The sequence below is a fragment of the Acetobacter sp. P1H12_c genome, assembly GCF_018811975.1.
Lineage (GTDB): Bacteria > Pseudomonadota > Alphaproteobacteria > Acetobacterales > Acetobacteraceae > Acetobacter > Acetobacter persici.
The window spans coordinates 35,549-60,193 of record NZ_JACRVR010000003.1; the positions used below are offsets into that span (position 1 = coordinate 35,549).

The 24,645-nt window shown below is 58.2% G+C and carries 23 protein-coding genes and 2 tRNA genes; 3 read left to right on the forward strand and 22 right to left on the reverse strand.

What is annotated here, in order from left to right:
- Positions 1-8: 8 nt before the first annotated feature.
- The 13 genes from KP699_RS03715 to KP699_RS03775 all read right to left on the reverse strand — a co-directional run bounded on the left by KP699_RS03715 (position 9) and on the right by KP699_RS03775 (position 12,323).
- A complete protein-coding gene (locus tag KP699_RS03715; protein ID WP_215761672.1) occupies positions 9-650 on the reverse strand; it encodes an NAD(P)H-dependent oxidoreductase subunit E in 642 nt (213 codons plus the stop codon).
- Positions 647-1,930, reverse strand: a complete 1,284-nt coding sequence (locus KP699_RS03720) for an NADH-quinone oxidoreductase subunit D (protein ID WP_212375371.1) — start codon at positions 1,928-1,930, stop codon at positions 647-649. The genes KP699_RS03715 and KP699_RS03720 overlap by 4 nt, the downstream gene beginning before the upstream one ends.
- On the reverse strand, positions 1,927-2,592 hold the full coding sequence (locus tag KP699_RS03725; protein WP_215761673.1) for an NADH-quinone oxidoreductase subunit C: 666 nt from the start codon (positions 2,590-2,592) through the stop codon (positions 1,927-1,929). Before KP699_RS03725 ends, KP699_RS03720 begins: the two co-directional genes overlap by 4 nt.
- Positions 2,585-3,148, reverse strand: coding sequence for an NADH-quinone oxidoreductase subunit B family protein (locus KP699_RS03730; protein ID WP_025827008.1), 564 nt, complete (start codon positions 3,146-3,148; stop codon positions 2,585-2,587). The genes KP699_RS03725 and KP699_RS03730 overlap by 8 nt, the downstream gene beginning before the upstream one ends.
- A gap of 11 nt (positions 3,149-3,159) precedes the next feature.
- Positions 3,160-3,525 (reverse strand): NADH-quinone oxidoreductase subunit A, encoded by a 366-nt coding sequence (locus KP699_RS03735; RefSeq protein WP_215761674.1) that lies wholly within the window; start codon positions 3,523-3,525, stop codon positions 3,160-3,162.
- 251 nt (positions 3,526-3,776) lie between these two features.
- Positions 3,777-3,851 (reverse strand) — tRNA-Val (locus tag KP699_RS03740).
- Positions 3,852-3,947: 96 nt separating this feature from the next.
- Positions 3,948-4,232 (reverse strand): HU family DNA-binding protein, encoded by a 285-nt coding sequence (locus tag KP699_RS03745; protein WP_025827010.1) that lies wholly within the window; start codon positions 4,230-4,232, stop codon positions 3,948-3,950.
- A 143-nt stretch (positions 4,233-4,375) separates the two neighbouring features.
- A complete protein-coding gene (lon, locus tag KP699_RS03750; protein WP_212375367.1) occupies positions 4,376-6,895 on the reverse strand; it encodes an endopeptidase La in 2,520 nt (839 codons plus the stop codon).
- Positions 6,896-7,081: 186 nt separating this feature from the next.
- The gene (clpX, locus tag KP699_RS03755) at positions 7,082-8,350 is read right to left on the reverse strand and encodes an ATP-dependent Clp protease ATP-binding subunit ClpX (protein WP_025827013.1); all 1,269 of its coding nucleotides are present in this window, start codon (positions 8,348-8,350) and stop codon (positions 7,082-7,084) included.
- Positions 8,351-8,467: 117 nt separating this feature from the next.
- The gene (locus KP699_RS03760) at positions 8,468-9,130 is read right to left on the reverse strand and encodes an ATP-dependent Clp protease proteolytic subunit (RefSeq protein ID WP_025827015.1); all 663 of its coding nucleotides are present in this window, start codon (positions 9,128-9,130) and stop codon (positions 8,468-8,470) included.
- A 169-nt stretch (positions 9,131-9,299) separates the two neighbouring features.
- The gene (gene tig, locus KP699_RS03765; RefSeq protein WP_215761675.1) at positions 9,300-10,634 is read right to left on the reverse strand and encodes a trigger factor; all 1,335 of its coding nucleotides are present in this window, start codon (positions 10,632-10,634) and stop codon (positions 9,300-9,302) included.
- A gap of 91 nt (positions 10,635-10,725) precedes the next feature.
- Positions 10,726-10,810: transfer RNA gene (locus tag KP699_RS03770), tRNA-Leu, on the reverse strand.
- 31 nt (positions 10,811-10,841) lie between these two features.
- Positions 10,842-12,323, reverse strand: coding sequence for an NAD(P)H-hydrate dehydratase (locus KP699_RS03775; protein WP_215761676.1), 1,482 nt, complete (start codon positions 12,321-12,323; stop codon positions 10,842-10,844).
- A 161-nt stretch (positions 12,324-12,484) separates the two neighbouring features.
- Here KP699_RS03775 and KP699_RS03780 point away from each other — a divergent pair, with 161 nt between their 5' ends.
- From KP699_RS03780 to KP699_RS03790, 3 genes are all read left to right on the forward strand, one after another.
- A complete protein-coding gene (locus tag KP699_RS03780) occupies positions 12,485-12,940 on the forward strand; it encodes a hypothetical protein (protein WP_215761677.1) in 456 nt (151 codons plus the stop codon).
- A 167-nt stretch (positions 12,941-13,107) separates the two neighbouring features.
- The gene (locus KP699_RS03785) at positions 13,108-15,144 is read left to right on the forward strand and encodes a DEAD/DEAH box helicase (RefSeq protein WP_215761678.1); all 2,037 of its coding nucleotides are present in this window, start codon (positions 13,108-13,110) and stop codon (positions 15,142-15,144) included.
- Positions 15,141-16,469 (forward strand): class I SAM-dependent RNA methyltransferase, encoded by a 1,329-nt coding sequence (locus tag KP699_RS03790; RefSeq protein WP_215761679.1) that lies wholly within the window; start codon positions 15,141-15,143, stop codon positions 16,467-16,469. Before KP699_RS03785 ends, KP699_RS03790 begins: the two co-directional genes overlap by 4 nt.
- Here the strand turns inward: KP699_RS03790 and KP699_RS03795 are convergent.
- The 9 genes from KP699_RS03795 to KP699_RS03835 form a co-directional block, all read right to left on the reverse strand.
- Positions 16,417-16,785, reverse strand: coding sequence for an iron-sulfur cluster assembly accessory protein (locus tag KP699_RS03795; protein WP_025827593.1), 369 nt, complete (start codon positions 16,783-16,785; stop codon positions 16,417-16,419). The genes KP699_RS03790 and KP699_RS03795 overlap by 53 nt on opposite strands.
- Before the next feature lie 17 nt (positions 16,786-16,802).
- Entirely contained in the window at positions 16,803-17,411 is a 609-nt protein-coding gene (locus KP699_RS16715; RefSeq protein WP_308164835.1) for an SUF system Fe-S cluster assembly protein, read from the reverse strand.
- Positions 17,398-17,847 (reverse strand): Fe-S cluster assembly sulfur transfer protein SufU, encoded by a 450-nt coding sequence (gene sufU, locus KP699_RS03805; protein WP_215761748.1) that lies wholly within the window; start codon positions 17,845-17,847, stop codon positions 17,398-17,400. The genes KP699_RS16715 and sufU overlap by 14 nt, the downstream gene beginning before the upstream one ends.
- 5 nt (positions 17,848-17,852) lie before the next feature.
- Positions 17,853-19,106 carry an aminotransferase class V-fold PLP-dependent enzyme gene (locus KP699_RS03810; RefSeq protein ID WP_215761680.1) on the reverse strand — a complete coding sequence of 418 codons (1,254 nt, stop codon included), beginning with the start codon at positions 19,104-19,106 and terminating at the stop codon, positions 17,853-17,855.
- Positions 19,103-20,380 (reverse strand): Fe-S cluster assembly protein SufD, encoded by a 1,278-nt coding sequence (sufD, locus tag KP699_RS03815; protein WP_215761681.1) that lies wholly within the window; start codon positions 20,378-20,380, stop codon positions 19,103-19,105. The genes KP699_RS03810 and sufD overlap by 4 nt, the downstream gene beginning before the upstream one ends.
- Entirely contained in the window at positions 20,377-21,153 is a 777-nt protein-coding gene (gene sufC, locus KP699_RS03820) for a Fe-S cluster assembly ATPase SufC (RefSeq protein ID WP_025827603.1), read from the reverse strand. The genes sufD and sufC overlap by 4 nt, the downstream gene beginning before the upstream one ends.
- Positions 21,154-21,166: 13 nt before the next feature.
- Positions 21,167-22,657 (reverse strand): Fe-S cluster assembly protein SufB, encoded by a 1,491-nt coding sequence (sufB, locus tag KP699_RS03825; protein ID WP_086656116.1) that lies wholly within the window; start codon positions 22,655-22,657, stop codon positions 21,167-21,169.
- 3 nt (positions 22,658-22,660) lie between these two features.
- Positions 22,661-23,125, reverse strand: a complete 465-nt coding sequence (locus KP699_RS03830) for an SUF system Fe-S cluster assembly regulator (protein WP_025827606.1) — start codon at positions 23,123-23,125, stop codon at positions 22,661-22,663.
- Positions 23,126-23,242: 117 nt separating this feature from the next.
- Entirely contained in the window at positions 23,243-24,541 is a 1,299-nt protein-coding gene (locus KP699_RS03835) for a DUF445 domain-containing protein (protein ID WP_215761682.1), read from the reverse strand.
- Between the last annotated feature and the right edge of the window lie 104 nt (positions 24,542-24,645).

The following is a 24,645-nucleotide window of genomic DNA, read 5'->3' on the forward strand; positions in this document are numbered from 1 at the left end:
CGTTTCTCCTACTTGTTTTCAGCAATGGAATGGACTGAGTCCATCAGTGTCTTCCGGCCACCTTCCGGCGCGGAACCGCACCGGTTGATTGTCGGCCCGGCAGGCGGACGTTGGCCCCGCCGCAGGGCTTCAATCAGCGCGACTGTGCGCGGGCCGTCCATATCTTCATAGAAATCATCATCCACCTGCAGGATTGGCGCGTTGGAGCAGGCTCCAAGACATTCAACCTGAGTGAGGGTAAACTGCCCATCCGCACTGGTCTCCCCAAAGCCGCCAATGCCAGTCGCCCGTTTGCAGGCTGCAACAACATCATCAGACCCACGTAGCCAGCACGGCGTTGTGGTGCACACCTGCAAATGGTAGCGCCCAACAGGCTTTGTGTTGAACATGGTGTAAAAGGACGCGACCTCATAAACGCGGATCGCCGCCATTTCCAGCCGACGCGCAATGTCGTCCATTGCGGCCACAGGTACCCATGCGCTCCCTGTCTCACGCCCCATCTGCCGCTGAGCAATATAGAGCAGCGGCATCACTGCGCTGGCTTTCCGCTCTGCCGGATACTTGGCAAGGACTGTCCCGATCTCAGCCTCAGATGCGCTGTCAAATACAAACGTATCGGGCTGTTCCTGCGGTGTCTGCTGTGTGGTCATCGGTCAATCTCCCCGAAGACAAGATCGAGAGACCCGAGAACTGCCACCATATCGGCCAGCATGGAACGGCGGGTCATTTCATCCAGCGCCTGCAAATGTGCAAAGCCGGTGGGGCGGATTTTGCAGCGATACGGCCTGTTGCTGCCATCGGCCACCAGATACACGCCAAACTCACCTTTAGGGCTTTCCACTGCGGTATAGGTCGCCCCCGGCGGCACATGATAACCTTCACTGAACAGTTTAAAGTGATGAATGAGCGCCTCCATGGAGCGCTTCATTTCCGCACGCGGTGGCGGGCTGAATTTGGGATCCTGCACTTTTACTGCACCGGGCCGGATCTGGCTGAGACACTGCTCAATAATGCTGACACTCTCCCGCATTTCCGCAATCCGGACGAGATAGCGGTCATAGCAGTCTCCATGCCGGGCAACCGGGACGTTGAAATTCACCTTATGGTAGTTGTCATAAGGCTGGGTGCGGCGCAGATCCCACGGCACACCGGACGCCCGCAGGCATGGACCACTGAACCCCCAGGCCAGAGCCTGCTCCGCCGTAAAAACACCAATCCCGACGGTGCGTTGCTTCCAGATCCGGTTTTCGGTCAGCAGAGTTTCCAGTTCATCAATCCACGCAGGAAACTCTTTAGCCCATGCACCAATTTTATCTTCCAGACCTGCGGGAATATCCCGCGCCACACCACCGGGGCGGACATAATTGGCGTGGAACCGTGCGCCGGACGCGGCCTCGTAAAACTCCAGCAGCTTTTCGCGCTCTTCATATCCCCACAAAGCCGGGGTCACGGCACCGCAATCCAGACCGAGCGCCGTAATATTCAAAATATGGTTAAGAACACGCGTAATTTCTGCAAACATAACCCGCAGCCAGCGGGCGCGCTCCGGAGCTTCTATCCCCAGCAGTTTTTCTGTTGCCAGAGCAAAAGCCTGCTCCTCACACATCGGGGAGACATAATCGAGCCGATCAAAATACGGCAGAGCTTTCTGATAGGTTTTATATTCTATCAGTTTTTCCGTGCCACGATGCAAAAGCCCGATATGCGGCACAGTGCGTGCCACAAGCTCGCCTTCCATTTCCAGCACAAGGCGCAGCACACCATGGGCGGACGGATGCTGAGGTCCGAAATTCAACGCATGGGAATCAATTTCCAGCGTCTTGCGTTCCCGTTCTTCCACCTGCTGCGTGGGCAGCAGGCTTTCCGGAATATCCGTCCGCAAAATGTTTTCCGCATCCTGCAGCAGAGTATTTCTGTCCGCGTCTGTCATCCGCGTGACCTCTTGATATGTTGCCGGACCTCGTGGGCCTTCTCGTCCCCCGGCAAGGTCAGCATGCCTTCCCACGGGGAAACGAAATCAAAATTCCGGAAATCCTGCGAGAGAGAGACCGGTTCTTTCACCACTTCCCGCCGTTCCACATCGTAACGGACTTCCTCATAACCGGTCAGCGGGAAGTCCTTGCGGAGCGGAAAGTCTTCAAATCCGTCATCCGTCAGAATACGGCGCATGTCCGGATTGCCCGAGAACTGCACGCCGAACAGGTCATAACACTCCCGCTCCCACCAGCATGCCGAAGGCCACAGGCCAGCGACAGACGCGACAGGCGTGGCTGCATCCGTCGTGATGATCACACGGATGCGCTGGTTATGGGTGACGGAGAGGAGGTTATAAACCACATCAAAACGCTCAGCCCGACTTGGGTAATCTACCCCGCACAGATCCATCATCTGCTCAAACCGGCAGTGCGGCGCATCCCGCAGGAAGGTCATGAGCGGCAGAAGCTGATCCCGTGTGGTGCGCACCACCAGTTCTCCTCCCTCCAGCCCGGCGGAAGAAATGCCCGGCCATGAGGTTGCGAAAGAGAACGCCAGAGCCCCGAGCCGCCCCTGAAGGCCGGTCTGCTGCGGTGCGGGCAGACTGACCTCAGCCACGGAGAATGGTCCCTGTCCGGCGAATTTTCTTCTGGAGCAGCATAATGCCGTAAATCAGCGCCTCTGCAGTCGGGGGGCAGCCGGGCACGTACACGTCCACAGGCACAATCCGGTCACACCCGCGCACTACGGAGTAGGAGTAATGGTAATACCCTCCCCCGTTGGCGCAGGACCCCATGGAGATCACCCAGCGCGGTTCCGCCATCTGCTCGTAAAGCCGACGCAACACAGGGGCCATTTTATTGGTCAGCGTGCCCGCAACAATCATCACATCCGACTGACGCGGTGACCCGCGCGGGATAATGCCCATACGGTCCAGATCATAGCGCGGCATGTAAGCGTGGATCATCTCCACAGCGCAGCAGGCCAGCCCAAAGGACATCGGCCACAGGCTGCCCGTACGGCCCCAATTGACCAGCTTGTCGAGATTGGCGACCACAAAGCCCTTCTCGGCAATGGCGCCGGTAATACCCCGCACCACGGCATCCTGTTCCGGACCGGGGGGCAGAGCATCGCGATTCCACAGAATGGTTTCGTCTTGCGGATTTATAGACATCGGCGGCTCCCTCAATCCCAGTCCAGCGCGCCTTTGCGCCACTCATACAGAAAGCCAATTCCCAGAACGCTCAGGAACCCGAGCATGGACAGAAACCCGAACAGCCCTATGCGGGGCAGGCTGACAGCCCACGGGAAAAGAAACGCGACCTCAAGATCGAAAATAATGAAGAGGATCGCGACAAGATAAAACCGCACGTCAAAACGACGGCGCGTGTCATCAAAGGCCTCGAACCCACATTCATAAGCCGTTACTTTTTCCGGATACGGTTTCTGATGGCCACATAACAGGGCCATGCCAAGCATTGCGGCCGCAATCACGACTGAAATTGCGCCGAATACCAAAACGGGTGCGTAATCACCAAGAACAGACTGCATCTGTATTCCTTGCATGAGGAAGATCATGAAGATCAAACGTCATGTCAGGGAGAGTAGACCCAAGCCCTTAGAACAACCATGCCCCAGCACCAGTAATAACGGGCACTTTCCCGTGATTACTCGGCCAAATAGCGCCAAAACAGGAGAAACATGGCAGAAAACTACAGATTTTTAAGGGGAATTCATAAAAACGAGAGCATCTCACATCCTGGTGCTCTGCGCGGGAACCATGACAACATTGAAAGAAATCATGGTGGGCGATGACGGGGTCGAACCGCCGGCCCTCTCGGTGTAAACGAGACGCTCTACCTCTGAGCTAATCGCCCGCTGGATGCGTATGTGTCACAAACAGAAGCGGCCGGCAACCCTTCCTGTGGAAGTTTTACCGGCCGAAACCAAAAAACTATCAGTCCGGGGGACTTTTAGCTTACGGCATCCTTCAGAGCCTTGCCGGGCTTGAAGCGCACAGACGTAGAGGCAGGAATATCAATTTCCTCACCCGTACGGGGGTTGCGCCCTTTGGCAGCCTTACGTGAGGCCGTGACAAACGTGCCAAAACCAACCAGACGAACTTCCTGCTTCTTGGAAAGCGCCTTTTCGATTGCACCGAATACGGCGTCAACCACTTCTCCAGCCTTCGCCTTGGGCAGAGCTGCCTCGTCGGCTACTGCCGCTACGAGTTCCTGCTTGTTAAGCGGCTTCTCCATATTACGCCTCTCTCTAGTTTATCGTGACTGGAGCGGCGGGCGGCTTTACGTCCGCCTCTCCGCTTCCCGCTCGCACTATGCAGCCGTTTTCCGCCACGTCAACTGAGCAACGGTAAACTTCGGCCACATAGTAAAAATTTCCCTCAGTGCGGCAGCACCGGGGCCGCGCCAGCTCCTTCCGGGGTCGGAACAGCTTCCGAGACATCTTCCCAGTGAATGGCCTGCGGTTTGCGCACCAGTGCGCGGCCAATCACCTCATCCACATGGGATACAGGAATGATTTCCAGATTGTTCTTTACAGAATCAGGGATTTCCGCGAGGTCTTTCTCATTTTCCTTGGGCAGGAAAACAGTCTTGATCCCGGCGCGCAGGGCTGCCAGCAGTTTCTCTTTCAAACCACCAATCGGCAGCACACGCCCCCGCAGCGTGATCTCACCCGTCATGGCGACATCACGCCGGACGGGAATGCCCGTCATGACGCTGACCAGCGCCGTTGCCATGGCAATACCGGCTGAAGGACCGTCTTTAGGAGTCGCACCTTCAGGCACATGCACATGGAAACTGTGCTTATCAAACAGAGTCGGCACGATCCCGAAAGTCGTAGACTTGCTGCGGACGTAGGAGAATGCCGCAGAGACACTTTCCTTCATCACATCACCAAGTTTACCTGTCTGCACCACAGCGCCCTTGCCGGGCACCATAACGCTCTCAATCGTGAGGATTTCCCCCCCGACCTCTGTCCAGGCCAGACCGGTAACAATGCCGACCATATCTTCCGCTTCGGTTTCCCCGTAGCGGAAGCGTTTAACGCCAGCCAGCTTTTCAAGATTGCGCACGGTAATAGCGACTTTCTTCGCCTTACCCGTCACAAGCTCTTTCACCACCTTACGGGCAAGATTCGCAATTTCACGTTCAAGGTTACGCACCCCGGCTTCACGTGTGTAATAGCGGATCAGATCCCGCAGGGCTTCATCACTGATCGACCATTCTTCCGGCTTGAGGCTATGCGCCTCGGCCTGCTTGGAGATCAGGTGACGGCGGGCAATCTCAACCTTTTCATCTTCCGTGTATCCGGACAGACGAATGACCTCCATACGGTCCAGCAGTGGCTGGGGCATGTTGAGGCTGTTTGCCGTGGTGACGAACATGACGTCCGACAGATCATAATCCACTTCCAGATAATGATCTGCAAACGTGCTGTTCTGTTCGGGGTCCAGCACTTCCAGCAGGGCGGAAGACGGGTCACCACGCCAGTCGGCACCAAGCTTGTCAATTTCATCCAGCAGGAACAGCGGGTTGGACACCTTGGCCTTTTTCATGCCCTGAATGACCTTGCCCGGCATGGAGCCGATATAGGTGCGGCGATGCCCCCGGATTTCAGCTTCATCCCGAACGCCACCCAGAGACATGCGGACGTAATGGCGGCCCGTCGCTTTAGCGATGGATCGTGCCAAAGAGGTTTTCCCCACGCCCGGCGGCCCTACGAGGCACAGAATCGGCCCTTTCAGCTTCTGGGAACGGCTCTGGACGGCCAGATACTCAAGAATACGCTCTTTGACTTTCTCCAGAGCATAGTGATCAGAATCCAGCACCGCTTCCGCCGCAGCCAGATCATTCTTGACCTTGGTGCGCTTTTTCCACGGGATACCAAGCAGCCAGTCCAGATAATTCCGCACCACCGTCGATTCAGCCGACATGGCACTCATGCCACGCAGCTTTTTAAGCTCCGCAACTGCCTTTTCACGCGCTTCTTTTGAAAGCTTGGTTTTGGCAATCCGCTCTTCAATCTCGGCAGTTTCGTCCTTACCGTCTTCGCCCTCGCCCAGTTCCTTCTGAATGGCCTTCAGCTGCTCATTCAGATAATATTCCCGCTGGGTTTTCTCCATCTGGCGCTTTACGCGGTTGCGGATTTTCTTCTCAACCTGCAACACGCCGATTTCCGCTTCAATATGCGCGAAAACCTTCTCAAGCTGCTCCGCGACGGACGGCGCTTCCAGAATTTCCTGCTTTTCGGAAATTTTCAGATTGAGATGGCTGGCAACCGTATCCACCAGCTTCGACAGATCACTAATCTGGTTAAGAGACACCAGAACTTCCGAGGCGATTTTTTTGTTGAGCTTTATATACTGCTCAAACTGAGATACGATCGATCGACCCAGTGCCTCGGCTTCCGCGCCAACAGCAGGTTCTTCGACGACATCCTCAATTTCTGCCTCAAAATGCCCGTCAATATCATGCAGGGCTTTAACGCGCGCACGGCGCACACCTTCCACCAGCACTTTGACAGTACCGTCCGGCAGTTTGAGCAACTGCAAAATGGTGGAGACGGTGCCAAACCGGTACACATCGTCCACGCCCGGATCATCCTGCGCAGCATCTTTCTGCGCGATCAGGAGAATTTGCCGGTCTTCCCGCGTCACGGATTCCAGCGCTTTGACGGACTTTTCACGCCCGACAAACAGAGGAACAATCATGTGGGGGAAAACAACAATATCGCGGAGCGGTAACACGGCAATACGGCCGCTGCCCTGCTGTGCCACGTTTTTATCAGCAGGTGCGCTTTCCACAGCAACAACCGCATTTTCGGCCGGAGCAACCGCCGCTGGTGTTTTTGCCGGGGATTTACGCTTACGTTTTACTGCTGGTTTTTCATTATCAGCCATAACCATGACCTCCTTCAAGGACGATCCAGGCCGGGCACCCGTACCGTGGCGTACCCAGACCCGCGAGAACCTGCCAACAGGCTCCCACTCTCTACCATGTCGTTACGAACGCCCCATTCTGCAATGGGTTAACCAGAAAACCCGGCCAGCAGGGACTTATCCCCGCTGGCAGTTATTTTGCAGTTCTTAGGCTGACTGTTCCGCCGGAACTTTTTTCCCTTTGCCGTACACATAAACCGGGCTTGTCTTTTCCTCGGCTACGTCACGGTTCACCACCACTTCCTCCACATTATCAAGACCGGGGAGGTCAAACATGGTGGACATCAGGATGCTTTCCATAATGGACCGCAGACCACGGGCCCCCGTCTTACGGGTGATGGCGCGGTCCGCAATGGCTTTCAGTGCATCATCCGTAAAGGACAACTGCACATCTTCCATCTGGAACAGGCGCTGGTACTGCTTGACCAGAGCGTTTTTCGGCTCAGTCAGAATACGGATCAGAGCGGCCTCATCCAGATCCCCCAATGTTGCAAGGACCGGCAGACGGCCGATAAATTCGGGGATCAGCCCGAATTTCATCAGATCTTCCGGTTCAACATCATGGAGAATTTCACCGGTTTTCCGCTCATCCGGAGACCGCACATCCGCACCAAAGCCGATGCCTGTCCCTTTGCCACGGGCGGTGATGATTTTATCCAGACCGGCAAAAGCCCCACCACAGATGAACAGCATATTTGTGGTATCCACCTGCAGGAATTCCTGCTGCGGATGCTTGCGCCCACCCTGCGGCGGCACGGAGGCCACAGTACCTTCCATCAGCTTCAGCAGAGCCTGCTGAACACCCTCCCCGCTCACATCACGGGTGATGGACGGGTTGTCAGACTTGCGGGAAATCTTGTCGATTTCATCGATATAGACAATGCCGCGCTGCGCCCGCTCAACATTATAGTCAGACGCCTGCAACAGCTTGAGGATGATGTTTTCCACATCCTCACCCACATAACCGGCTTCGGTCAGGGTGGTGGCATCTGCCATTGTGAAGGGCACGTCCAGAATACGCGCCAGCGTCTGTGCGAGCAACGTCTTACCGGAACCCGTGGGGCCTACCAGCAGAATGTTGGACTTTGCCAGTTCAACATCATTGCCTTTGGTGGTTGCCTGCGTGAGCCGCTTGTAATGGTTATGGACCGCGACAGAAAGGACCTTTTTGGCCTCAAACTGCCCGATGACATAATCATCCAGAACCTTACAGATTTCACGGGGAGTCGGCACACCTTCGCGCGACTTCACCAGTGTCGTTTTGTGCTCTTCACGGATAATATCCATGCAAAGCTCAACACACTCATCGCAGATAAACACGGTCGGGCCGGCAATGAGCTTGCGCACCTCGTGCTGCGATTTCCCGCAGAAAGAGCAATAGAGCGTGTTTTTGGAATCACCGGACTTTGCGTTCATCAGCCCACTCCCCTGAACGTCCCGGACCTCAGAAAACCAAGAACCGGGTTACCAACTCTATCTGCCTTACTGCGGGCAGACCACCCCTGATGAACAGGGACTTTAGTGTACACCAGATTAAGGATGGCTTTTATCCTTCTTTCCAGTTTCTGTGGCCTTGTGGTGGCTGATCACTTTGTCAACAATCCCGAAAGACTTTGCTTCCTCGGCGGACATATACGTGTCACGCTCCAGCTTCTGCTCAATATCTTCAAGCGTCTGGCCGGTATGCTCACGGTAGATCTCATTCAGCCGCTGCCGGATAATCAGGATTTCTTTAGCCTGAATTTCGATATCACTGGCCTGCCCCTGCGCACCACCGGACGGCTGATGCACCATCACGCGGGCATTGGGCAGAGCAAAACGACGCCCGGCTTCACCACCCGCCAGCAGCAGAGACCCCATGGAGGCCGCCTGACCGATGCAGACCGTGCTGACCGGGCTGCGGATATACTGCATCGTGTCGTAAATCGCGAGACCTGCGGACACAACGCCACCCGGGCTGTTGATGTAGAAAGAGATTTCTTTCGTCGGGTTTACGCTTTCCAGATAAAGAAGCTGGGCGGAGATCACAGACGCAACCTGATCATAGACCGGGCCTGTCAGAAAAATGATCCGTTCCTGAAGCAGGCGGGAATAGATATCAAATGCCCGCTCGCCCCGGGAGGTCTGCTCGACCACCATCGGCACCAAAGCGTTGCTGAAAACCTCAACGGGATCACGATCCCTCATGTCAGTCATTCCCGTAAAAAACCTGCACCATCCCTCACCGGCTTCCGTCCGAAGACGCAAACCACTTCAGGCACTCTCCATCAAGATAGAGATAAAGTGGCAAGATGCCACCCCGGAAAAGAAAATCTGCCCTGAAAAAGAGTGTCCCGCCGGTTCACACCGGCGGGACACGATTTTCTCAGATATCAGCCGGAGGAATATCCGATAACTCTTCCGGAGTAACTTCCTTGTCCTCCACTTTCGCGAGTTCAATCAGATAATCGACAACCTTGTTCTCGAAGATCGGACCGCGAAGGGATTCAATGGCCTGCGGGTTATTCTGGAAGAAGGCGAAGACTTCCTTTTCCTGACCCTGATAGCGCATGGCTTCGGCGCGCATGGCGCGGCCCAGCTCATCCTGCGTTACCGTGATCGCGTTCTTACGCCCGATTTCAGCCAGAAGGAGACCAAGCTTCACGCGGCGTTCGGCAATCTTGCGATAGTCGGCACGCAGGGTGCCTTCGTCTTTATCCTTGTCTTCATCGTCGAGCTGACCAGCTTTGCGGTCGGCTTCAACGCGCTGCCAGATCTGTTCGAATTCCGCATCGACCATACCCTGAGGAGCCTGGAAATCGGTTTTCGTAGCCAGAGCGTCCAGCAGGTCACGTTTGATACGCAGACGGGTCAGCTGCTCATATTCGCCTTCAATCTGCTTGCGGACGAGGTCACGCAGCTGATCCAGCGTTTCAAAGCCAAGCTGCTTTGCCAGTTCATCATCAATCGGGGCATCAACCGGCTTTTTCAGCGCTTTGACGGTGATGTCAAAGGTTGCTTCCTTGCCAGCCAGTTCTTCCGCGCCGTAGTTTTCCGGGAACGTGACGGTGATGATTTTTTCTTCACCGGCCTTCATACCCTCAATCTGCTCGGCAAAGCCGGGGATGAAGCCTTCGCCACCGATTTCGACATTGACGTCCTGCGCCGTGCCACCGTCAAACGGCACACCATCGCGCTTACCAACGAAATCAACGGAAACAACGTCACCCTGCACAGCCGGACGTTCTTCTTCGACCGTTTCAAAGGTGCGCTGACGTTTGGCGACATCGGCCACGATCTTATCGACGGCTTCATCACTGGCGACTGCCTTCAGGCGCGTCAGGGAGAGGTCGGACAGATCCGGCACGGTGATTTCCGGCAGAATTTCGGTTTCAATCTTGAATTCCAGATCCTTACCGTCGTCTTCCTGACCGGAGACCAGCTCAACCTGCGGCTGGCCAGCCGGACGCAGACCACGCTCTTCCAGAACGGAACGCAGTGCTTCGGACACAGCCTGTTCCAGCACTTCTGCGCGCACGGCTTCACCATGACGCTGGCGCGCCAGAGAAACAGGCACCTTACCCGGACGGAAACCGGGGAGTGTCAGATTGGCAGCAACCTCTTTCAGGCGAGCATCGCGCTTCTGTGCAAGCTCTGCTGCCGGAACGGTAATGGTGAAACCACGCTTCAGCCCTTCGGAGAGGGTCTCAGTAACCTGCATCGGCCAGGCCTTCCTTTCGGTACAAACTCAAATTCCCCGCTGCAATGTGCCGAAAGGCTGCTGCGGAACTGGACGGGAACACCATGAAAAATGGTACGGGCGGAGGGACTTGAACCCCCACGACTTGCGCCACCAGAACCTAAATCTGGCGTGTCTACCAATTCCACCACGCCCGCACGGTAAAACCCCGTCGCAAGTTGCGAGGACTTAGCCCAGAGTGGTGCTTCCGGCAAGAGACCGTCTGCACATCTCTCCATATTCCTGCTGCAATCGGGTCGCTTTTTCCCGCGCAGGGCCAAGATAACGGTCCAGATCCTCCGCAATTGGCCAGCTTCCGGCCTGAATTCCGGCCTCACCATGCAGCCAGACCCCGGCACAGGCGGCCTCCCACGCAGGCATGTCCGCAGCCAGAAGAGCCGCAATGACGCCAGAGAGCGTATCACCCGACCCGGCCGTACCCAGCGCGGGACTCGCGTGGTCATTGATCGCCAGTCGTCCGTCTGGCGCTGCAATCAGGGTCGAGGCCCCCTTGAGCACCACAACAGCGTTAATCCGGATGGCCGCTTTGCGTACGGAGTCTGGCGGATTTGCCCCCGGCGCGCCAAACAGCTTTGTGAATTCACCACTATGCGGCGTGATAACCGCAACCCCTTTCAGACTTTCAGGCCGCCCTGCCGCAGCCGAAAGTGCGCCTGCATCCGCCAGCACACATTTCTGCGCGCTCAGAAGAGCCGGAAGAGTCTCCGCCACCTCACTCTCAGTCAGGCCCGGACCACAGACCCATACGGCGCGGCGTTTATCGGAAAGCAGGCTTTCCAGCGGCCCATCGTCAATCACCAGTCCCGGCGCGCCCAGCCGGTAGGCGGGGGCATCCTGCCCCGCGGCAATGCGGACCAGCCCCGCCCCCGCGGCCCGTGCCCCGCCTGCACAGAGCCGGGCAGCCCCCGGCATGGACTGTCCGGCACAGAGACTCACCACACCCCGTGTGTATTTGTGGCTCTCCGGCCCCGGCTCCGGCAGGTTCCATAATCCCGGCGCGTTCTGCCAGAGTCCACACGGAACCTGCGCCAGCGCCTGCTCGGGCATGCCGATATCCGCCAGAACAAGCCGCCCCATAAAACCCCGCCCCGGATAAAGAAGGTGCCCGGGCTTAAAGCGACAAAATGTGACTGTCATCGCGGCGTGCGGCGCATACCCCCGCACCTGCCCTGTCGCACCGTCAATTCCGGACGGCGTATCAATAGCCACTACTTTACGGGCCGCTTTGAGCAGATCAGCCGCCAACCCGGTCACGTCACGGCTTAAGCCTGCGCCAAACACCGCATCAATCACCAGATCCGCGCGCTCTACTTCCGCCAGAGCAAACGGCACGCAAACTCCCTCAAACCGGGCAGACGCCTCCGCCGCAGGAGATCCCGCACGCGGCGCGGTCAGCTCCGCCACGGCGACCGGCCAGCCCGCCTCCGCGAGAAAACGAGCCGCGACAAATCCATCCCCCCCGTTATTCCCCGGCCCGCACAGGACAAGAACACGGCAAGGCCGCATGAAGCGCCGCACTGCCCGCGCGACTGCACGCCCGGCATTCTCCATCAGTGTCGCGACCGGGACGATCGCGGAGGCAAGGTGATCCACCTGCGCCATCTGTTCTGGTGTATAAAGAGCAAGACCTGCATGCGGAGAAGCGGGCATGAATATCCTCCTGATACGGGGAGCCGCGTGACTACCAGACGAATACTGACTTGCACCCGGCGCATCCCCTTGGCAATCAGGCATCCAGCATTGTGCGACGCAGAGACAGGCTGCCGTTCGCACACCTTTTTTGAATTCGATTTTTTCCAAGCGGAGTCTGCATGCCTCATTCCATTCTCTGGAGCGTCATCCTCGCTTTCCATATCATTAGCATCGTGTTCTGGGTTGGTGGCACCGCTTATGCGGCCATCATCATGCGCCAGAGCCTCTCCCTGCTGGACCCCACGCAGCGCAACTCCGTGCAACTGCAATCTCTGGGCCGTTTTTTCCGGGTTCTGATGCATGTCATCCCCACGGCCCTGATCACCGGCTGGCTGATGATCCTCCATGAAGGCGGTTTTGCGCAGGCGCCGTGGACCACCAACCTCATGCAGCTCCTCGGTATTGTCATGGCTGTTCTGTATGTACGGGTGCTCACAGGCCCCTTCCAGAAAGCACGGCGCGCCCTGCGTCCGCAGCCAGCCCTGTTCGACTCGATCCGTAACCAGACTCTCGTCATCATGGCGCTTGGCCTGATTGCCATTCTGGCTGCCTCGCTTGGCCATCCATTCCTGTAAAATAGACTACAAAAGGCGGGGAAAGCTTGCTTCCGGAGGCAAATGCCTTTAATCGCAGCAAGCGCCTGACCGGCTTCAGCTTCTCTTCCTCCTCCGGCGTCCGGAGCATGGAAAATTCAGGGCCTGTCGGTCCATGCTATAACGACTGAAGTATCTCCGAGAGCATATTGATAGCCAAAACGCCCACCCGCCCCCGCAAGACCACCACGCGCAGCCGTACGAAAACAGCTGCCACGGCTGTAGACACAGCCGCAACGGAAACGGGTGCGGACGCGCTTGATGCTGCTCCTGCCGAACAGGCAGAGGCGCCCAAAAAGCCTGTGCGCCGCCGCCGGAAAGCCGCTGAACCGGCTCCGGTCGCTGCGGCACCTGAACCGACCGAACCTCCGGCAGATCAGGCCGCCGAAGCGGACGTCGTGGCTGAAGAAACACCCAAGCCCAAACGCACGCGCCGTCGCGCGACCCCTGCCAAAAAGGCCGCACCGAAAGCTGTTGCTAAAACAGCGCCAGAGCCGACCGAAACTGAGCAGTCTGAGGCCGTTCCGGCACAGGCAGAACTAGCTGCTCCTGCTGTAGCCCCGGAGCCGGAAACGGCAGCCCCCACAGCATCGGCAACAGCAGATGTTCAGGCACCGACGGAAACCACGGCAGCCGAGAGCGCGAGTCGCGAAGCAGGCGTTGAGGCTGAAAAGGCCTCTGAGCCTAAAACGACATTTGCTGATCTGGAGCTCTCCGAGCCTCTTCTCCGCGCTGTGACGGAAATGGGGTACACGCATCCCACCCCCATTCAGGAACAGGCTATTCCTGCCATTCTGATGGCAAAAGACGTGCTGGGAGTTGCTCAGACAGGCACGGGGAAAACAGCGTCCTTCACGCTCCCCATGCTGGAAATTCTCTCTGGCTCACGCGCCAGAGCGCGCATGCCACGCTCCCTAATTCTGGAACCCACACGGGAACTGGCTCTTCAGGTTGCCGAGAACTTTGTGAATTACGGCAAGCACCTCAAACTGACCCATGCGCTGCTGATTGGCGGAGAAAGCATGGCGGACCAGAAAGAAGTGCTGAACCGCGGCGTAGACGTTCTGATTGCCACACCGGGCCGCCTGCTGGACCTGTTTGAGCGCGGTGGTCTGCTTCTTACCCAGACGCGCATTCTGGTGATTGATGAAGCCGACCGTATGCTGGACATGGGCTTTATCCCCGACATTGAAAAAATTGTCGGCCTGCTGCCTGCCAACCGCCAGACCCTGTTCTTCTCTGCCACCATGGCGCCCGCCATCCGGCAACTGGCTGATGCTTTCCTGCAATCCCCCAAGGAAATTACGGTCAGTCGTGCCTCTTCCGTGGCGACCACCATCACCACCGGTCTGGTGATTGTGGATGAACACAGCAAGCGCGACACGCTGCGGAAATTGCTGCGTGACCCGACACTGCAGAACGCCATCGTGTTCTGTAACCGTAAGCGCGATGTGGATGTGCTGATGCAGTCCCTGCAGAAGCACGGTTTTTCCGTGGGGGCCCTGCATGGTGACCTGCCACAGTCTGTCCGGTTTGCGACCCTTGAAAAATTCAAGAATGGCGATCTGAAAATTCTGGTCTGCTCCGATGTGGCGGCACGCGGCATTGATATTGGCGGCCTGTCTCACGTCTTCAATTTCGATCTGCCTTTCCACGCGGAAGATTATGTTCACCGGATCGGCCGCACGGGCCGCGCCGGGAAGGAAGGCCACGCTTACAGTCTGGCAACGCCCTATGACAAAAATCTGGCCGAAGCCATTGAGACACTGACGGGCAAACCTATCCCGCGCATCAGTCCTGAAGGTGTTGAAACGCTGGACTGGTCGGACGAAAAACGTCCGTCTCACGGTCGCCGCAAAGACAAGCCTGCGCCTAAAAATCAGGGCCGGACGCGCCCCGAAAAATCAGCCAGCACGCCTGCTCCGCAGCAGCAGAAGGCTGTATCGCCCAAATCTGCTCCGCCCGCAGCCGCACCGCAACCCGCGCAGGATGGCCGACGCTCCACTGGCCGCCTGCCGCGCCGCGATGAAGTGCCCCCCATGCCCGCCGGGGATGTGGTTGGGTTTGGCAACGCGGCCCCTGCCTTTATGCAGTTGCCGCGCCGCACAACCAATCTGGCCGACCTGCCCGTCCCGACAGCAGATGTGTCTGTGTCTGAAGAAGAGGCCGCAAAGCACTCAACGTGACAGCTCATTCTACGGAGCAGCACGCTTCAGACCTCCACGACGTCACCATTACCTATCTGGGTGCACAGGGGGACGGGGCCGCCGTTCTGGCTGATGGCCAGACACTGCATGTCCCCTACACCCTGCCCGGTGAAGTTGTACGGGTCGCCCCGACCGACTCCGGCAAATGGACCGCCAGAGAAATCCTCACGCCATCACCGGACAGAACAGAGCCTCCGTGCTCTCTGTTTGGCACGTGCGGTGGCTGCACGCTTCAGCAAATGGACCGCGCAGCCTTACTGGTCTGGAAAACAGACCGGGTCATGACAGCTCTCAAAAAAGCTGGTTTTTCTGATCTGCCAGAACCGCAGGCCTTTCAGGTGCCGCCACACAGCCGCCGCCGGGCTGATCTGGCCATGCGCAGGAATGGCAAGGAAATCCTGCTTGGCCTGCATACCCGTGGCAGCACGGACATTATTGATCTGACAACCTGCCCGGTTCTCCATCCGGCCATCATGGACTGCCTGCCTGCGCTGCGGCAGACGTTCAGAAGTCTGGAAGGTTTATACCGGGCCGGAGATGTGCGGATTAATCTGCTCGAATCGGGCCTTGATATCCTTCTGGTCACAGACGGCCCACTTTCCACAGCAGACCGGACCAGACTGGCTAGCTTATCCGCAGAACACGCGATTCCGCGTATCTGCTGGCAGCGGCAGGGTGATCAGGGCTTGCCGGAAACGGCGGCACAGACCCGCACGGTGCACCATACTCTGGCAGGCTCCACAGTCAGTCCGCCCACCGGGGCCTTTTTTCAGGCAACAGCAGAGAGTGAGGCCCTGATTCAGCAGGCCGTGCTGGATGCCTTGCCTAAGCTGAACAAACGCGATGTGGTTATTGAGCTGTATGCGGGCTGTGGCACGCTCAGCTTTCCTTTGGCCAGCCGGGCACGGGTGCAGGCCTATGAGGGCTATCCGCCTGCCGCAACGGCCTTAAAAAACGCCTCTGGCGGAACGCGACTGGAAGTTGCCTGCCGCGATCTGAACCGCCAGCCCATTATGGCAAAAGAGCTTGCTCAGGCTGGCTGCGTGGTGCTCGACCCGCCCCACACCGGTGCCAGGCTGCAAATGAAGCAGATCGCTATGGGGAAGCCGCGCCATCTGATTTATGTGAGCTGTAACCCGGCCGCCCTGACCAAAGATGCCGCCGCCCTGCACGCCGCCGGCTATCGCCTGAACAGCTTGACGGTGATTGACCAGTTCCTGTGGTCAGCCGAAGTGGAGGCCGTTTGCGGCTTCAGACATGAAAGCTCTCGCCGCAGCCGCACCGGCCTTTCTCATTCGGGTTGAGAAACACAAAGCCTTCCTCAAGCTCAGTCTGGTGGTAGTCCATCTGCGTTCCAATCAGGAACAAGGTGGCCTTGCGGTCCACCAGCAGCGTGACACCTTTGTCTGATACCACTTCATCCCCATCTGTCGGGGCTTCAACAAACTGCATATCATAGGCTTTGCCGGAGCAGCCTTTTGTGGTCACGCTGATGCGCAGCACCTGCCCGGCATGCGCCGTTTTATAAAGATGCTGAAGGCGCTCCGCCGCCGCATCTGAAAGACGCATCAGCGGCGGCAGGGCATTTTTTGCGGGCGGCACAACACTGGTCTGAGACATCGGTCCGTCCTTTCCGGTTAAAACATATTCAGGGCAAGGCGGGCTTCATCGCTCATGCGGGACATATCCCATGGCGGGTCCCACACGACCTCGACCTGCGCTGAGGCAACGCCAGAAACTTTCTCAACAGCCTCTTTGACCTGCACCGGCAGTTCCTGTGCGCTCGGGCAGTTCGGCGCGGTGAGGGTCATTTCGATTTTAACCCGGCCATCGTCATACAGATCAATCGCGTAGATCAGACCAAGTTCATAAATATTGACCGGAATCTCCGGGTCATGAACGGTTGCGATGGCTTCGATCACGGCATCTTCAGAGGCCGGACCTGTTGCAACGTCCCCGACGGAATCTGTCGCAGCGCCGGTGGCGGTGCCCCCTGCGTCTGGAGCGGCAGCGGCAGCATCCTCAGCCGGAGCACTGGCACTGGCACTGGCACTGGCACTGGCACTGGCACTGGCACTGGCACTGGCAAGCCCCGCATTAGCAGAGTCCGGTGTCCAGCTTTCAACCCGTGCCGTCTCCGCCCGGTGCTGTGGCGCATCGGCATTCAGGATATCCGTTGCGGGATGCTGCGGCACTATATCCTGTTCCTGCAATTCAGGAGCATGCACCTTTTCAGACGTCGACATGAGAAAGCGCCTCCTTCAAAGCAACCCAGGGCAATTCTGCACAGCGGATTCTGGCCCGGTGTGCGCGCAACGGGGCAAAGGCTTCCAGCGGCCCCAGTGCAGTTTTATCCGTATTCGTATCCGGCGCGCTGGCGGGTTCGCCCACCAGCATGGCGGAAAACCGCTGGCTAAGGTCCCGTGCCTGCAACACGGTTTGCCCCGCGACACGCTCGGCCATCAGGTCCGCTGCGGCCAGACAAATGGCACAGCCGCGGGTCTGATGCCTGACCTCTCCGATATGGGTATCCGCCATCCGGAGTTCCACCCGTGTTTTATCCCCGCAGAGCGGATTTTTCCCTTCACCCTGACCGTCAGCCTGTTCCAACCGCCCGGCATATAAAGGCGTGCGGGCACGATCGACAATCAGTCGGTCATACAGCGCACCGCTGTCCGCCATGCTGTTCACACAAAGAAGTTCCGGATACGCACCAGCGTATCAGCCAGTGTGTCGATTTCTTCCGGCAGGGTGTAAATGCCAAAGCTGGCACGGGCTGTCGCAGTCAGGCCAAGGCGGCGCATGAGCGGCTCCGCACAATGATGCCCGGCCCGCACGGCAATGCCGTTCCGGTCCAGTAGCGTCGCGATATCATGCGGATGCACATCCTCCATTGTGAAGGAAATCACCCCGCCCCGCTCTTCAGGCTGCCCAACAACTTTCAGCCCCGGAACATCCGCCAGACGAGCCAGCGCATGGGTTGTCAGAGCGGCTTCATGCGCAGCAATAGCCTCAAACCCGATCGCTTCGACCCATGAGATCGCTGCTCCGAGACCAATTGTCTCGATAATCGCGGGGGTGCCAGCCTCAAACTTATGCGGCACGTTCGCCCATGTGGATTTTTCAAAGGAGACGGTGGAGATCATATCCCCGCCCCCCAGAAACGGCGGCATGGCCTCAAGCAGATCCTTACGCGCCCAGAGCACACCGATGCCGGTCGGCCCATACAGCTTGTGCCCGGTAAAAGTGTAGAAATCTGCGCCCAGAGCCTGCACATCCGTCTTGCGATGCACAACCGACTGGCTGCCATCAAACAGAACCTGCGCACCTGCGGCATGCGCCATATCGGCAATGGTTTTTGCCGGTGTCACCGTGCCCAGCACGTTGGACATATGGGTGATGGCAACCAGTGCCACCGCCCCGTCTGCCAGCAGGGCCTGCAACGCCTCGAGGTCAATATCCCCGGCGTCCGTAATCGGGGCGACCCGTAATTCAATCCTGGCGCGATCCCGCAGCATCTGCCAGGGAATCAGATTGGCATGGTGTTCCATTTCAGAAATCACCACGGCCTGCCCCGGTCTGAGCAGCGCGCCGAACGAATGGGCCACCAGATTGATGGCCTCCGTGCTGTTGCGCGTGAAGATGATTTCTTCACGAGACGGCGCGTTCAGGAAGTGCGCGACCTGATCACGCACAGCTTCATACGCTTCCGTCGTGCGCTCACTCATCCAGTAGAGGCCACGGTGAATATTGGCGTACTGACTGCGCATGGTGTGCGCCATCGCATCAATCACCGCATCCGGCTTCTGCGCGGACGCAGCACTGTCCAGAAACACGAACGGACGATCATGCACTTTTTGAGACAGGATGGGAAACTGCTTGCGGAGAACCGCGACGTCCAGATCCTGCCGCGTTTTTTCCTGTGCAAAAACTGATGTCATGCGTTCTCTCCTGCAACAGGGAAAGACCGGGCCAGCATCTGTGTGCAGACCGTACGGGCTACGTCATCCTCAATCAGACCCAGCGCTTCATCCAGAAAAGCATGAATCAGGATCTGACGGGCCTCAGAATCCGGCACGCCACGGCTACGCAGATAGAAAAGCTGGTCATCATCCAGCGCGCCAACCGTTGCGCCGTGGCTGCATTTGACGTCATCCGCGTAAATTTCGAGTTCGGGCTTGGCGTCAATTTCCGCGTTTTCAGACAGCAGCAGCGCCTGATTCATCTGATAGCCGTCTGTCTTCTGGGCAACTCGGTCCACATATACCTTGCCCTGAAACACACCGCGCGCATGGCCATCCAGCACGTTCCGCACGGTCTGACGGGAGACGCAGTCCGGGGCTGCGTGTGTGATCACACTGGTCACATCCCCGATCTGCCGGCCACCCAGCATCTGAGCCCCGTTGACGTGCACCGTGGCAAACGGTGCGGCAAGCCGGGCATGAATTTCCTGCCGGGAGAGCACACCCCCCAGACCCAGCACAAAGCTGTTATAGGTGCCGCGCTCAGCAACCTGCGCATAGGTGGTCGCCAGACAGGCGGCTTCCTTGCCTTCCGTCTGAAGTGTGATGTGCCGGAGGTTTGCCTCAGCCCCGACGCTGACTTCCAGCACCGGATTATGCAGGTACCGCCCACGCCCGGCCTGAATGCTGATCAGCGTCAGGTCCGCGCCATCCTCCAGCGTCATGGAATGACGCGGATGGAAGGACACAGAAGCATCCGTCTGGCCAAGAGAGACAAGAAGAACGTCTCCCCCCTTCTTGCCAGCAGGCACGCGCACCTGCGCGCCATCGGCCGCCAGAGCTGTGTTCAGGGCTGTCAGAGGATCACGGTCCGGGCAGGAAAGCGGACCGAAGGTCTGCGTCTTTGCAAAAAAAGACACGTCCAGTTCGGCCGGAAGAACCGAAAATGCCTCGGCGTAGCGCCCATTGACAAAGACCAGACGCGGCAGATCCGCCAGCGGGCCATCCGTCAGTCCAAGCTCTTCAAGCTGCGCCTGAATCTGGGCGACGTCATAAACGTCGGCCGGAGCAGCCAGCGGCGTTTCCGCCAGAAAACGGAGGCTGGTATAGCGCCATTCCTCAACGCGGCGGTCAGGCAACCCACTTCTGTGCAAAGCGCCTGTCGCGGCCTTGCGCACCGGGTCTGTTACCCCATCCAGCCGTGTGCCGAACGGAGCAAGCGTGTCTGACCGATCTTGTGTGATTGCGTTCACGCCGCCTCTGCCTCCGCAAGGAACCGGGTATAGCCTTCACGGTCAATCTGCTGCGCCAGTTCCGGGCCGCCAGAATGGATAATGCGGCCCTTTGCCATCACATGGATGCGGTCAGGCACCAGATAGTCCAGCAGACGCTGATGATGAGTAATGACCAGCGCTGAGAAACTCGGGGACCGCAGGCGGTTCACGCCCTCCGCAACAATACGCAGGGCATCCACATCCAGACCGCTATCCGTTTCATCCAGAATGGCGAAGGATGGCTCAAGGAGCGTCATCTGCAACACTTCGTTCCGCTTTTTTTCACCACCGGAGAAGCCGACATTCACGTTCCGCTTCAGCATGTCGGGCGCCATGGAAAGTTCCTTGGCGGCGGCGCGCGCTGTTTTCAGAAAAGTGACGGCATCCAGCTCGTCCTGCCCGCGTGCGCGGCGCACAGCATTAACGGCGGTGCGCAGGAAGTTGGCATTGTTCACGCCCGGCAGTTCGATAGGCGACTGAAACGCCAGAAAAAGGCCCGCCGCAGCGCGCTCTTCCGGCTCCATTTCCAGCAGATCCTTGCCCTGAAAGTTTACGCTGCCAGCGGTAACTTCATAATCCTCACGCCCGGCCAGAACATAGGACAGGGTGGATTTCCCTGAGCCGTTCGGCCCCATAATGGCGTGAACCTCACCCGGCGGGATGCTGAGATCCACGCCCTTGAGAATTTCCTTTTCCTGCCCGTCAGCATCAATCCGGGCGCACAGACCGGAAATATCCAAAAACTGGGTCATGTCATGCACTCCCTTACCCTACGCTGCCTTCGAGGCTGATCTGCAACAATTTCTGAGCTTCCACGGCAAACTCCATGGGCAACTCTTTCAGAACGTCACGGCAGAAGCCGTTGACGATAAGCCCCACCGCATCCTCTTCAGACAACCCGCGCTGGCGGCAGTAAAACAGCTGGTCTTCCGAGATTTTGGAGGTGGTGGCCTCATGTTCAATCCGCGCGCCCATATTGCGGTTTTCAATATAGGGCACGGTATGCGCGCCGCACTGATCACCAATCAGCAGGCTGTCACACTGTGTAAAGTTCCGCGCGCCGGAGGCCTTGGGCAGCACCCGCACCAAACCGCGATAGGTGCTGTCTGACTGCCCGGCGCTGATGGTCTTGGCGATGATGGTCGAACGGGTATTGCGCCCGATATGGATCATCTTGGTGCCGGTATCCGCCTGCTGATGGTTATTGGTCACCGCGACGGAATAAAACTCACCCACGGAGCCTTCCCCCTGCAAGATGCAGGACGGATATTTCCATGTAATGGCGGAGCCTGTTTCAACCTGCGTCCAGGAAATTTTGGAGCGCGCGCCACGACATGCGCCCCGCTTGGTCACAAAATTGTAAATCCCGCCCCGGCCATTTTCATCGCCCGGATACCAGTTCTGCACCGTGGAATATTTGATGGAGGCGTCTTCCATCGCCACCAGTTCCACCACAGCCGCATGCAACTGGTTTTCATCCCGCATGGGGGCGGTGCAGCCTTCGAGGTAGGAGACGGAGGCTCCGTCTTCCACCACAATCAGCGTACGCTCAAACTGCCCGGTATTTTTGGCATTGATGCGGAAATAGGTGGACAGCTCCATCGGGCAACGCACCCCTTTGGGCACGAACACAAAGGAACCATCTGTAAACACGGCGGAGTTCAGAGCGGCGTAGAAATTATCGCCAACCGGCACCACGCTGCCCAGATACTGGCGGACCAGTTCGGGATGGTCCCGCACGGCCTCAGAAATCGGGCAGAAGATCACGCCCGCTTCTTCCAGCGTTTTACGAAACGTGGTGACAACGGAAACACTGTCAAACACAGCGTCCACAGCCATAGGCGGACGGGAGGTCTCTCCTTCCGGCAGTTCCACACCGGCCAGCATCGCCTGCTCATGCAGCGGAATACCGAGCTTTTCATAGGTGCGCAGCAGTTCCGGGTCCACTTCTTCAAGGGACTTCGGGCCGGGCTTCTTTTTGGGCGCTGCGTAATAATGCAGGTCCTGATAATCAATCGGCGGGTGAGACACCTTGGCCCATTTGGGCTCTGCCATTTTCAGCCAGGTGCGATACGCCGCCAGCCGCCACTCAAGCAGCCAGTCCGGCTCCTCTTTTCTGGCGGAAATCAGGCGAATGGTATCTTCATTCAGCCCCTTGGGCGCGACGTCCATATCAATGTCCGTCTCGAAGCCCCATTTATAGGAAGACTGACCGAGTTTTTCGACTGCTTCACGCGTTTCGGTGACTGCTGGCATTGTTCAAGCCCCTTCGCGTCTCATGCTGGCGCTCATCAGCGCATTTTTCTTCGTCATGACTGCACCGCATGCGCTCTTCTGGCGCATGATCTCCAGCGAAATACCTTCCAGCGTGTCCCGGATGGCTTTGTTGATGGTATCCCAGCTGCCGCACATGCCGCAGGACACGCCGGTATCACACTCTCCCCCATCCACACAGGCTGTGAGCGCAATCTTGCCATCCACTGCCGTAATAACGCTGGCCACGGAGATATCCGCCAGCGGACGCGCCAGCCGATACCCTCCCTTGGCCCCACGCTGGGACAGCACAAATTTGTGAGCGGACAAAACCTTGAGGATTTTTGCCACGGTAGGTTCCGGCACACCTGTCTCGGCAGCCAGCGCGGGGGACGTCACCACGCCATCCTGCTCGCCAAGATTGACAAGTATGACAACCGCATAGTCCGCCAGACGGGAAAGTTTCAGCATTATCCTGCCATCAGGTGATTGGAGACCAGTCAGGTCCTGTTTCAGACACATGGGGCGAAGCGCGCCAAAGGTCAACCCAAAAGCAACATGCCTGACCAGATGGTTTTACGGGGCCAGCTACTGGGCATTCAGCCCGAACAGCAACCGCAGGACGGCAAACAGCAACGCGCCGACGCCAAAGCCCACCAGCGTTCCGTTAAAGCGAACATATTGCAGGTCCTTCCCTACGCGCAGCTCCAGCTTTTCCGCAATCTGCACCGCGTCCCACCCCGCCACCACACGGGCGATAAACTCCGCCATCCGCTCCCGCACAAAGGGCAGAGCACGGACAATAGCCTTGTCCACGCTGTCCATAATCCGCTGGCGCATCATCGGGTCTTCCCGCAATTGTGCGGCAATATGGGTCAGGCCTTCCTGCACCAGAGAAGCGATGCGGCCATCCGGATCTTCCACATCCGCTTCCACCAGACGACGGAAGCGCTGCCAGATATCGGCCCACCAGCCCACAACACTTTCATGCGAGAGGACGCCCATAATGGCCTGAGAGATATCGCTCCCGCGCTCCGGGTCTGTCTCGATCCGGTCAATCTGCGAGCGAACCCACGCCGTAAAGCCCTCACGCAGCGAGGAGTTCTGGGGGTCAACACGCTCCAGTTCCTTACTGGCCGCAAGCAGAACGCGCGTAGCGATGGAGCCGCCAATGGCCCAGCCCAGCAGACGCCCGCCCTGCTCCCGCACACGCTCTTCAATCATGGTGCGCAAAGCGCCCTCCCGGGCCTGCAAACCATCCTTGATCTGCCCCAGAAGGAAGGAGAGCACTTCCTGATGCCGGTCATCATCCACAAGGCTGCGCAAAGCCCGGGCGACAATGGGCGCCAGATTGCTGTTGCCCAGCAGACGCGGGAAGATTTTCCCGATAGCCCCGCTGGCCCGGCCGTCTTCCAGCCGGTCCAGCATCTTGGGCATGGAGTCCAGCACTGAGCGCGTCAGCATCTCCCGTGTTGCCGGGTCATCCAGCATGTTGGCCAGAAAGGTGGAAATATCCACCTGCTCCAGCACGCGCCCGACTTCTTTCTCGGTAAAAACCTGCCCGGAGACAAAACGCCCCAGCGCCCGGCCCAGCCGTTCCTTCTGGGCTGGCAGAATGGCGGTATGGGGAATCGGCAGTCCCATCGGGTGCCGAAACAGGGCCACCACGGCAAACCAGTCCGCCAGACCACCCACAACGCCCGCCCGCGCGCCCGCGCGCAACATTTCCAGCCAAAAACCGTCCCGCACCCATCCGGCAGCCGGGGCCGCATAGCCTGCAACCGTCAGACCACCCATCCCGACCAGCAGGCCGGTTGCAGCACGCTTGTAGCGTTTAAGGGTTTTACGGGCGGCGACGTCGCCCTCACTTTCTGGATATGGCGTCATAATTTTTTAAATAGCACTCCCACTCCTGCCCCCCAAGAGTGCGTGAGCATGTTGCAGCAAAAGAGCAGACATGAAACTGTATTGCTCCTTTCTATCCCGTCACA